Raw genomic sequence first — 10,103 nt, 5'->3', positions numbered from 1 at the left:
GCTAGGGCACCTCGCCACCTCGCTACGCGCGGTAGCTCGGAGCGTCGTGTGCTTCGCACGCTCGGCGATTACCGCAGCTACTCTGATTATAGTGATTCGTTGCTGAAAAACACGATATTACATATCGGCACTGTCCAGGGCATGATCTAACACTCGTAGTAGATCGCTAAGAGGGGCATGCGCTCGCGTCGCTCGTAGCGCATCCCTGGCCACCGGGCGGCCCTGCTCCCTGCTGCGTTTCCCCAAGGCGACGGGGAGCCGTTCGGGTGCCCGCCGGTATCGCTGCGGGTTCTTGACGGTTCCCACATCAGCCGCTCTAGGCATTCAGCCTCATGCCTCCGTTCTGCCTCTTTATCTTCCGCGTATTCAAGGTTTGCTGGTGAGGGGTCCAGGTAGTCCCCATTCCGGTGTTTCACCTGAGGCAGAATCGACGTGATGACATTGCCGCAGACGGAGCACCTAAATCGTTTCGCAGGACCGTGAACGGCGATGGCTATCAACTGGTCCACCGCAGCGATAATTCTACCGGCGTCGGTATTGACCCTTACGCACAGTTCGCCAGCGTTCACAAATTGCGATAATATATTACGGCTGCCGTTGCGAATCGCGCCATCCGTAGTGCGGTACTCGTAATCGTTTTTTAGGGTCGATAATCGCAGTGGGCGCCAAAGTTGTGCTTTCGGCAATTCTTTTCTTTCTAGTTTATCCATTTCGTTCTGTCGCGGCAGCTATTCCTGCCGTCTCATTCCAGATCGCCCAACCAGGCCGGATCGGCGTCGTGGTTCACCCGCCAACATCGGGAAGTTCCGCCAGAAAGTCCTTGACCTCCTCGGCGGTGCCGAAGCTAAGGGCCTCGCCCGTGGCCTGCGTCGAACCGTGAAGCCGCGCGCCAGGCCCCGCGGCCCCGGCGGGGGCTCGCGGGTGGTCGATCACTTCCGCCGACTCAACGGCCACCAGGTAGCCCTTGGGTTGTGCGACCTTGTTCAGTTCGACCGCTTCGGCGTTGGCTTTGACGCCTTCGGTCAACCAGTTGCTCATGCGCCGACCCATGCGACACTGGGCCACGACTCACCCAAACGGGCCAGAGATTCTAGGCATGCGCGACGGGTTCGACACCGAGGCCGAAGCTGTTGCCGAACTTGGCACGGGCCGGACGTGCCAACCAATCACCGACCACCCGAGATTGCTCATGTCGCTGCGCCGCTTGGGTCGCCCCACCAATGGCGAACGCAGTGCATCCCCACGTAGCTATGCCGGTGCGCTTGCTAACGACGGTCAGCTTCACCCGGCGTGTCATGCGCCACCCCGACCCGACGACGACGCACCTGGGCAGACTTCAGCGCCAGCCCGGCATAGTAGGCGCGGCGCGCACTCTCGGCGCGCTTGGCGCGTTCGGACAGGGGTAGCTTGCCCTCGGGGTCAACTTCGCGCTCAAACTTGGCTTCTAGCGCACGACGCGCGGGAAGTGTTCTAGCGGAGCGGTTTTCGGTGAACGCCCACGATTTGTGGGCGCCCTTCTGTGCAAGTAGTCGGCGTTCGGCAGGTGGAATGGGCATGGGAATCTCCTACAGGCATGACAGCGCAGCCGGGGTACGGCCCAGGCTTGCGGGAAACTGAAAAAAGCCACCGCTGCGGGTGGCTTGTTAGGTGTTCACACCGGGTAGGTCATCTGGGGACGGGTCCCAGCGCTTCCCTGCTATTACGTCGATTCCGTAGACCAGCGGCTCCTATGGCTGCTGCGCGGGCTAAACCCGACCGATCTGACGCCTGTCTATGTTTTGCTGGCTACAGTGTACGCGCACAGCGCAGCCGCGTCACAGTTCGCCGAGGTGCAGCTCGCGGGCCTCCTTGGCCGCGCGCTCGGCGGCAGACGCTCCGGTGTAGCGGTCGATCATGTTGCGGGTGGACCACCCCGCTATCGCCATCAGACCCTGTTCAGTGCCGCCGGCCCGCAGCCAGCGGGTAGCGGCGGTGTGGCGCATCAGGTGCAGGTGGAATCCTTCGATACCCGCGGCCTTGGCCCGGTCCCGCAACGTGTCGTTGAGGCCGAAGTATCCAAGCCGTTTGGTGCCGCCCACCCCCAACCAGAGCGCCGGGTCGTCGGCCAGCTTGTGGGTACGGCGGACACGGAGGTAGCGGTCCAGCGCCGCGGCGGTTTGCGCGCTGTAGGGGACCGTGCGGCCCTTGCCGCCCTTGCCGCGCCGGATCACCACTAATCCGTTCTTCACTGGCTCTACGTCGGCCACGGCGAGCGAGACGGTCTCGGATGCGCGCATGCCGGTCTCCAGCATCAGGCGCACTATCGCCTCATCCCGGCGGTCGCGGAAACTCTTGCCCCTGCATGCCTTGAGGAGGTCCCGCAACTGGTCGTCAGAAAGTGCCTCGGTCACCTTGACCGGAATCTTGGGAGACTTGAGGCCAACCAGCGGGTCGTCGGCAAGTTCGCCTTCATCCACCAACCAGCGGACGAACTGGCGTAGCGACGCCATGCGGAGCCGCACCGTGTTCGCCTCTTTGCCGTCTGCGACTAGCTCGGCGGTGTAACGACGTACCTGGTCGCGGGTAAGCTGCACCGGGAACTCGTTAGCTTCGCACCAGGTGGAGTACAGCCTGACCCCGCGCAGATAGGAGGTAATCGTTGTGCGTGACTTGTTCTGTGCCCACAGCGCTATCTCCCAGGAGGTCACTAGCTGGGCAAGATCAGGCGCTGGCAAACGTTCGGCCATGACCATTATCTTAGGATATACCGCTGTGGAAAACTGATATCTTGGGAAAAATCGGCAAACATGCAGGTCAAGCCGGTTAATCCCAAGAGCCAGTTTCCAAGGTAACTGACCATCGTGTAGGAGACATACCGACGTGGCATCGACCGCCGATTTCAAGAACGGACTCGTCCTGGCCATCGACGGACATCTGTGGCAGATCGTCGAGTTTCAGCACGTCAAGCCTGGTAAAGGCCCGGCGTTTGTGCGGACGAAGTTGAAGAACGTGGTTTCCGGCAAGGTGGTCGACAAGACCTACAACGCCGGGGTGAAGGTGGAGACCGCGACCGTCGACCGTCGTGACACCACCTACCTGTACCGCGACGGGTCCGATTTCGTGTTCATGGACAGCGAGGACTACGAGCAGCACCACCTGTCGGAGTCACTGGTCGGGGACGCGGCGAACTACCTGCTGGAGTCGATGCCGGTGCAGGTCGCCTTCCACAACGGTGCGCCGCTGTATCTGGAGCTTCCGGTCAGCGTGGAACTCGTCGTCACCCACACCGAGCCCGGATTGCAGGGCGACCGGTCCAGCGCCGGCACCAAGCCGGCCACCGTGGAGACCGGTGCCCAGATCAACGTGCCGCTGTTCATCAACACCGGCGACAAGCTCAAGGTGGACACCCGCGACGGTAGCTACCTGGGCCGAGTCAACGGTTGAGTTCGGCTGATGCCTGACGGCAAACCGGTCAAGGGGCGGCACCAGGCCCGTAAACGCGCGGTCGACCTGCTATTCGAGGCCGAGGCGCGTGGTTTGACGCCGGCGGAGGCCGCCGCGGCCCGCACGGAGCTGGCCGCCACCAACCCCGACGTCGCCCCGCTGCATCCCTACACCGAGACGGTGGCTCAGGGCGTCGCCGTACACAGCGCTCATATCGACGACCTGATCACCTCGCACCTGCAGGGCTGGACGCTGGAGCGGCTGCCCGCGGTCGACCGGGCCATCCTGCGGGTGGCGGTGTGGGAGCTGCTGCACGCCGAGGACGTACCCGAGCCGGTTGCGGTCGACGAGGCCGTGCAGCTGGCCAAAGAACTCTCGACCGATGAATCGCCCGCGTTCGTCAACGGGGTGCTGGGACAGGTCATGCTGGTGACGCCACAGATCAAGGCGGCCGCCGAGGCGTTGAGGAGCGCCGGCGCCGGCCCGGCAGAATGACGCGCCGGCGACGATGCCGAGCGCGGCGATGAGGAGAAGCGGCGCCATATGACCCGGCTTGAGCTGCGGGTGGTGATCGCCGCCGTGCTGGCGGCGACGGTCGTGCTCGGTGCGGTGATCTGTGCGGCCTACCATCTGGCGGTGGTGGCCGCCGCGCTCGCGATCTACGCGTTAGGCGTGGGCGCCTGGCTCTACCACGCCGTCGAGCGACTGGTGCTGGCCCGCCGGATCAGCACGGTCCAGTCGGTGGCCAAGCCGTTCCAGCCGTTGTTGCCGGTGATGGCCGCGATCATGGGGTTGACCCAGGCGGTGGTGCGCTCGCTGACCGACGTCACCGAAGCCCCGGTGCGCGGCTGGCGATGGATGGAGAACCTCGGTCGCCGTCGCGACGACGAGTTGGAGTGAGCGTCTCCGGGTCCGGCATGCATCCCGGGCGAAAATATCTCGCTAGGCCGCGCGCGGCTTGGTGTTGCCGCCGAACACGATTCCGCCGATGCAACACAGCAGGATCAGGATGCACATCGCCGCGGTCAACCACGCCGAGGGGCCGGTGCTGAAGTCGTAGTGCTGGTCGAGATAGCGGTTGGACTCCGAGTCGAAGACGATCACCACATCGTCGGGGGCCATCGTGAGGCCGAGGGCGAGGAGCGTCGCGACAGTCACGAACAGCGTGCTGATGATGGCCAGCGCCCGTCGGGCGATATTGCACAGGATGAGCACCGCCATCAACACCACCGGCAGCAGAATGAGTAGCGGCGGCAGTACGCCCGGAACGATGAGTGCGTGCGCGCCGTTATGCAGCGGCAACTCCCTGCCCTGATGGCCCCATTCCCCCCACCCGGTGATCATCGACGTGTCACCGCTGGATTTCGGGGTGACGTAGCTGAACGTCAGGAATCCGAACGCGATGATCAGCAGATACCCCAGCAGGGTGCCGGCGGCGAAAAACCGGGTGGCCGCCACGTTCTGCAGCGGTGGCTTTGGTGGCGGGGCGGCGTACGGGTACGGGTACGGATACGGCTGGGCAGCACCGGGATAACCCACCGGCGGCGGGCTGATGACCGGCGCCGATTCGTCGTGCTGCCCATCGCTCATGTGTCGGCACCTGTCGTCGTCTCAGCCGTGGCTCACCGATGCTAACAAGCCTGCACCCCGGCCGACGTCGCTGAAATGCTCGCGCGCCGAGCGGCCGCGGACCAGACTGGGCCATGAGCCGCCGACGAGGATGCAGCGCGGCGCGATCAGGAGGAGTGGCGCCCATGAGCCCGGACACCGCACGCCCGCGACGACTTCGCGTTTCCGCACTGGCGGCAGTGGCCAACCCGTCGTATTCGCGGATCGACACCTGGAATCTGCTTGATGACGCATGCCGTCAGCTCGCCGAGGTGCACCGCGCCGGCCTGGACACCAAGCACCAGGCGGCCCGGGTGAAGCGGCTGCTGGATCGGATCAGCGCCTACGAGCGCTACTGGCTGTTTCCCGGCGCGGCCAAGCTGACCCAGTTCCGTGAATACCTCGCCAGCACGGCCACCGTGTCGCTCACCGAGCATGTATCGCTGGCGGTGCGTCTGCTGTCCGAATACGGCGACCGGGCAGCGCTGTTCGACACCTCGGCACCGCTGGCCGAGCAGGAGCTGGTTGCGCGGGCCAAACAGCAGCAGTTCTACACCGTCCTGCTCGCCGACGACTCCCCACCGCAGACCCCGGAAAGCCTGGCCGAGCATCTGCGGGCGGTGCGCGACTCGTCCGACGACGTGCAGGTCGAGTTGCTGGTGGTGGAAAGCGTCGAGGACGCGATCACCGCGGTGGCGCTCAACGGCGAAATCCAGGCCGCCATCATCCGCCACGACCTGCCGTTGCGTTCCCGCGACCGGGTGCCGCTGATGACCACACTGCTGGGCGCCAACGACGACGCGGTGGCCGCCGACTGCAGCCGCGACTGGGTCGAGTGCGGCCAGTGGATCCGCGAGCTGCGCCCGACGATCGACCTGTATCTGCTCACCGATGAATCGATCGCGGCGGAGACCGAGGACGAACCCGACGTCTACGACCGCACCTTCTATCGGCTCAACGACGTCACCGACCTGCACAGCACTGTGCTCGCCGGTATTCGAAAGCGGTTCGACACACCGTTTTTCGATGCGCTCCGGGCCTACGCATCGGCACCGGTGGGTCAGTTCCACGCCCTGCCGGTGGCGCGCGGCGCCAGTATCTTCAACTCCCGCTCGCTGCAGGACATGGGGGAGTTCTACGGGCGCAACATCTTCATGGCCGAGACGTCATCGACCTCGGGAGGGCTGGACTCGCTGCTGGATCCGCACGGCAACATCAAGTCCGCGATGGACAAGGCCGCCAAGACCTGGAACGCCGACCACACCTACTTCGTCACCAACGGCACCTCGACCGCCAACAAGATCGTCGTGCAGGCGCTGACCCGGCCCGGTGACATCGTGTTGATCGACCGCAACTGCCACAAGTCGCATCACTACGGTCTGGTGCTGGCCGGGGCATACCCGATGTATCTGGACGCCTACCCGCTGGAGCCGTTCGCGATCTACGGGGCGGTGCCACTGGACACCATCAAAAAGGCGCTCCTGGATCTGGAGGCGGCCGGCCAGCTCGACCGGGTTCGGATGCTGCTGCTGACCAACTGCACCTTCGACGGAGTGGTGTACAACCCGCAGCGCGTCATGGAGGAGGTGCTGGCGATCAAGCCGGACATCTGCTTCCTGTGGGACGAGGCGTGGTACGCGTTCGCCACCGCGGTGCCATGGTCGCGGCAGCGCACCGCGATGATCTCCGCCGACCGGCTCGCGACGAAGCTGGCCTCACCCGAGTACGCCCGCGAATATCGGCAATGGCAGGCCTCGATGGACGGAGTCGAGCATGCCGATTGGCGCAACCGCCGACTGCTTCCCGACCCGGACCGCGCCCGGATCCGGGTCTACGCCACCCATTCCACCCACAAGTCGTTGTCCGCGCTGCGGCAGGCGTCGATGATCCACGTGCGCGACCAGGACTTCAATTCGCTGTGCCGCGAGCAGTTCGTCGAAGCATTCCTGACCCACACCTCCACCTCGCCCAACCAGCAACTGCTGGCATCGTTGGACCTGGCCCGCCGCCAAGTCGACATCGAAGGATTTCAGCTGATCCGCGGGGTCTACGACATGGCGCTGGTGTTTCGCCACCGGGTCCGCAAGGACCCGCTGATCAGCAAATGGTTCCGCATCCTGGACGAATCCGACCTGGTGCCCGCCGAGTTCCGCGCCGAAGTCAGCTCGTATCGGCAGGTCCGCCAGGGTGCCCTGGCGGAGTGGAACGAGGCGTGGCGCTCCGATGAGTTCGTGCTCGACCCGACCCGGGTCAGCCTGTTCATCGGGAAGACCGGCCTGAACGGGTACGACTTCCGCGAGAAGATCTTGATGGATCGCTTCGGCATCCAGATCAACAAGACCTCGATCAATTCGGTGCTGCTGATCTTCACCATCGGGGTCACCTGGTCCAGCGTGCACTACCTGCTCAATGTCCTGCGCCGGATCGCCACCGACCTGGACCGGGTGCGGGCAGCGGCCAGCGCCGATGACCGTGCGCTGCAAGACCGCCGGGTAGCCGAGATCACCACGGACCTGCCGCCGTTGCCCGACTTCAGCGAATTCGACACGGCATTTCGCCCCGAGGGTGCCAGCGGGTGCGGCGATATGCGGGCCGCCTTTTACGCCGGGTACGACGAGGCCAGCCGCGAGCACGTGCTGCTCGGTGAGGCCGGTCGCCGCGTCGCCGACGGGCGCGCCCTGGTCTCCACCACGTTCGTGGTGCCCTATCCGCCCGGTTTTCCGGTACTGGTTCCCGGCCAGGTGATCTCCAAGGAGATCCTGTACTTCCTCGCCGAACTCGACGTCAAGGAAATCCACGGCTACAACCCGGAACTCGGGTTGTCGGTGTTCACCGAAGCCGCCCTGACTTCCGTTGACCCTGCGTCCACCAGGGTCCCTACTCGCACTTCGTCACGGTGAGCGCAGAGTCGATCGTGGGGATCAACGCCCCGCGTGTCACGGACTGGTTCGTCGAACACATCGGAGGTGTCTGCCCGCCGTTGCGCTTCGACCCGGTGCCCGGCGGACGATCCAACCTCACCTACATCGTGCGCGACGACGCCGACAACCGCTGGGTGTTGCGCCGGCCGCCGACCGGAAACGTGTTGCCGTCGGCGCACAATGTGCTGCGCGAATGGTCGATTCAACATCGGCTGCAGCACACCGCGATCCCGCTGGCCACCATGGTCGGTCACAGCGACGACCACACGGTGACGGGAGCCGACTTCTATGTGATGGGCTATGTCGAGGGGGTGGTCCTCGACAGCGACGAGGCCGCCGAACGTCTGCCGGTAGCGGTGCGGGCCCAGGCGTCCCGCAATCTCGTCGACAGCCTGGTCGAGATTCACCGAGTGGACTGCAGCACGGAGGAATTCGCCGATTTGCGCCGAGACGGCGGCTACCTGGAGCGGCAGCTGCGCCGGTGGCTCAAGCAGCTCGACGCCGCGGGCAGCACCAACTCGTTGCTGCGGGAGGTGCACGGCCTGCTGAGCCGTAACCCGCCCCCGGAACGCTGGACCGGCATCGCGCACGGCGATTTTCGTCCCGGAAACGCCATCCTCGGGCCAGACGGCACGGTGCGGGCGGTGCTGGACTGGGAACTGTGCGCGATCGGCGACATCCTGGCCGATCTGGGTTGGCTGGTCGCGGTGTGGTCATCGCCTGAGGTGATCGGCTGGGCGCCCGAACCCGAGCGCGGCTTCTGGTCGGTGCAGCAGGTGATCGAGCACTATCAGGCCGCCACCGGACGCGATGTGTCCGACATCGACTACTACCACGCCTTTGCGCTGTGGCGGCTCGGCTGCATCGGGGACGGGGTGGCCCAGCGCTATCGGGCCGGGGTCATGGGTGATGTCGAGGTTGACCTCGAGACGATCTCGCAGCGGCCGACCATGCTGGCGCAGCGGGCCCGCGACCTGCTGGGCTGAGCCGATTTCGCTCAGCACGATTGTTACCGGTGTACCCGGATGGCGGTGGCGCAATAGTGCACCGTCCGCCGCTTTGCGCTGGTAGGAGCCGGGGACCGGCGGCGCAATCCCTGCCACGGCGCCACGGTGGATTGCGCGGACCCGTCGGCGGCAGCGCCACCGACTTAGCGTGTCTGCATGCCCGAGGCCCCACCCGTACCGCTGCCGCGCCGCCCGCGCGCCGACCGGGCCCGGCAGGTCGCCGACGTGCTGCGCCAGCAGATCCACGCCGGCACCTACGACGAGGGTCTGCCCGGCGAGCAGCACCTGGCCGCCGAGTTCTTCGCGTCCCGCAACATCATCCGCGAGGCGCTGGCGGTACTGAAAACCGAGGGTCTCATCGATCGCGGGCCCAAGGTCGGAACGCACGTCATACAGCGCAAGCTCGACCACGGCCTCGACGTGCTCCTCGGCTTGAAGGAAACATTCACCGGCCACGGCGACGTACGCAACGAAGTCCGGGCGGCTGCGGCCGTGTCGGCACCACCGTCGGTGGCGAATCGGCTGCGGTTGCAGCCCGGTGAGCAGGTGGTGCTGATCGAACGGTTGCGGTACCTCGGCGATCTGCCACTGAGCTTGGATGTCACCTACCTGGCGCCGGACATCGGCGCCGCGGTGCTGGCACATCCGCTGGAATCGCATGACCTGTTCCCGCTGATCGAACGGGTCAGCGGGCAACGGCTCGGCGCGGCAGGCCTGGCGTTGGAAGCGATTCCGGCCGATCCGCACGCGGCGACCATCCTGCAGGTTCCCGACGGGGCGCCGTTGCTGATGCTCGAGCGGCTCACCAGCCTCGACGACGGCAGGCCCGTCGACCTCGAATACATCCGGATGCGTGGCGATCGAATCACCATGCGCGGCAACCTGGTAAGGAGCAACCCATGACGCTGGTCAACGGCAGATCCGATGTTCCGGTGACCATCGACGAGTCGCTGTGTGTGCAGGGCTGCACCCTGTGCGTCGAGATCTGCCCGCTGGACTCGCTGGCGATCAACCCCGAGAACGGTAAGGCGTTCATGCATGTCGACGAGTGCTGGTACTGCGGGCCGTGCGCGGCACGCTGTCCCACCGGCGCGGTCACCGTCAACATGCCCTATCTGCTGCGCTGAACCCTCCGATAGCCAGG

General features: G+C 65.4%; 11 protein-coding genes. 7 read left to right on the top strand and 4 right to left on the bottom strand.

The window, feature by feature from the left end:
- Nucleotides 1-783: 783 nt before the first annotated feature.
- From AC5Y36_RS12965 to AC5Y36_RS12955, 3 genes are all read right to left on the bottom strand, one after another.
- Entirely contained in the window at nt 784-1,038 is a 255-nt protein-coding gene (locus tag AC5Y36_RS12965) for a hypothetical protein (protein ID WP_500041317.1), read from the bottom strand.
- Nucleotides 1,039-1,265: 227 nt separating this feature from the next.
- Nucleotides 1,266-1,556 (bottom strand): hypothetical protein, encoded by a 291-nt coding sequence (locus tag AC5Y36_RS12960; protein ID WP_500041316.1) that lies wholly within the window; start codon nt 1,554-1,556, stop codon nt 1,266-1,268.
- A gap of 258 nt (nt 1,557-1,814) precedes the next feature.
- On the bottom strand, nt 1,815-2,726 hold the full coding sequence (locus AC5Y36_RS12955) for a tyrosine-type recombinase/integrase (RefSeq protein ID WP_500041315.1): 912 nt from the start codon (nt 2,724-2,726) through the stop codon (nt 1,815-1,817).
- Between the two features lie 133 nt (nt 2,727-2,859).
- Between AC5Y36_RS12955 and efp the strand changes: the two genes are divergently transcribed.
- The 3 genes from efp to AC5Y36_RS12940 are packed head-to-tail and all read left to right on the top strand — an operon-like array spanning nt 2,860 to nt 4,323.
- On the top strand, nt 2,860-3,423 hold the full coding sequence (efp, locus tag AC5Y36_RS12950) for an elongation factor P (protein WP_500041314.1): 564 nt from the start codon (nt 2,860-2,862) through the stop codon (nt 3,421-3,423).
- Nucleotides 3,424-3,432: 9 nt separating this feature from the next.
- The gene (nusB, locus tag AC5Y36_RS12945; RefSeq protein ID WP_500041313.1) at nt 3,433-3,918 is read left to right on the top strand and encodes a transcription antitermination factor NusB; all 486 of its coding nucleotides are present in this window, start codon (nt 3,433-3,435) and stop codon (nt 3,916-3,918) included.
- 48 nt (nt 3,919-3,966) lie between these two features.
- Nucleotides 3,967-4,323 (top strand): antitermination protein NusB, encoded by a 357-nt coding sequence (locus AC5Y36_RS12940; protein WP_500041312.1) that lies wholly within the window; start codon nt 3,967-3,969, stop codon nt 4,321-4,323.
- 42 nt (nt 4,324-4,365) lie between these two features.
- On the opposite strand, the gene AC5Y36_RS12935 is transcribed toward AC5Y36_RS12940, so the two are convergent.
- Nucleotides 4,366-5,013: a hypothetical protein gene (locus tag AC5Y36_RS12935; protein ID WP_500041311.1), complete on the bottom strand. Its 648-nt coding sequence runs from the start codon at nt 5,011-5,013 to the stop codon at nt 4,366-4,368.
- Nucleotides 5,014-5,177: 164 nt separating this feature from the next.
- Here AC5Y36_RS12935 and AC5Y36_RS12930 point away from each other — a divergent pair, with 164 nt between their 5' ends.
- The 4 genes from AC5Y36_RS12930 to AC5Y36_RS12915 all read left to right on the top strand — a co-directional run bounded on the left by AC5Y36_RS12930 (nt 5,178) and on the right by AC5Y36_RS12915 (nt 10,086).
- On the top strand, nt 5,178-7,931 hold the full coding sequence (locus AC5Y36_RS12930) for an aminotransferase class I/II-fold pyridoxal phosphate-dependent enzyme (RefSeq protein WP_500041310.1): 2,754 nt from the start codon (nt 5,178-5,180) through the stop codon (nt 7,929-7,931).
- On the top strand, nt 7,928-8,938 hold the full coding sequence (locus AC5Y36_RS12925; protein ID WP_500041309.1) for a phosphotransferase family protein: 1,011 nt from the start codon (nt 7,928-7,930) through the stop codon (nt 8,936-8,938). The genes AC5Y36_RS12930 and AC5Y36_RS12925 overlap by 4 nt, the downstream gene beginning before the upstream one ends.
- Nucleotides 8,939-9,115: 177 nt before the next feature.
- A complete protein-coding gene (locus AC5Y36_RS12920; RefSeq protein ID WP_500041308.1) occupies nt 9,116-9,862 on the top strand; it encodes a GntR family transcriptional regulator in 747 nt (248 codons plus the stop codon).
- Nucleotides 9,859-10,086 (top strand): 4Fe-4S dicluster domain-containing protein, encoded by a 228-nt coding sequence (locus AC5Y36_RS12915; protein WP_500041307.1) that lies wholly within the window; start codon nt 9,859-9,861, stop codon nt 10,084-10,086. Before AC5Y36_RS12920 ends, AC5Y36_RS12915 begins: the two co-directional genes overlap by 4 nt.
- The last annotated feature ends 17 nt before the right edge of the window (nt 10,087-10,103 follow it).

This window comes from Mycobacterium sp. NGS50 (assembly GCF_059812545.1).
This window is presented reverse-complemented; position numbering and strand designations above follow the sequence as displayed.

Coding starts and splice junctions, on each gene's coding strand:
- AC5Y36_RS12960 (WP_500041316.1), bottom strand. CDS start 1,556: ATGCCCATTCCACCTGCCGAACGCCGACTACTTGCACAGAAGGGCGCC.
- AC5Y36_RS12940 (WP_500041312.1), top strand. CDS start 3,967: ATGACCCGGCTTGAGCTGCGGGTGGTGATCGCCGCCGTGCTGGCGGCG.
- AC5Y36_RS12955 (WP_500041315.1), bottom strand. CDS start 2,726: ATGGCCGAACGTTTGCCAGCGCCTGATCTTGCCCAGCTAGTGACCTCC.
- AC5Y36_RS12935 (WP_500041311.1), bottom strand. CDS start 5,013: ATGAGCGATGGGCAGCACGACGAATCGGCGCCGGTCATCAGCCCGCCG.
- AC5Y36_RS12920 (WP_500041308.1), top strand. CDS start 9,116: ATGCCCGAGGCCCCACCCGTACCGCTGCCGCGCCGCCCGCGCGCCGAC.
- nusB (WP_500041313.1), top strand. CDS start 3,433: ATGCCTGACGGCAAACCGGTCAAGGGGCGGCACCAGGCCCGTAAACGC.
- AC5Y36_RS12915 (WP_500041307.1), top strand. CDS start 9,859: ATGACGCTGGTCAACGGCAGATCCGATGTTCCGGTGACCATCGACGAG.
- AC5Y36_RS12930 (WP_500041310.1), top strand. CDS start 5,178: ATGAGCCCGGACACCGCACGCCCGCGACGACTTCGCGTTTCCGCACTG.
- AC5Y36_RS12965 (WP_500041317.1), bottom strand. CDS start 1,038: ATGAGCAACTGGTTGACCGAAGGCGTCAAAGCCAACGCCGAAGCGGTC.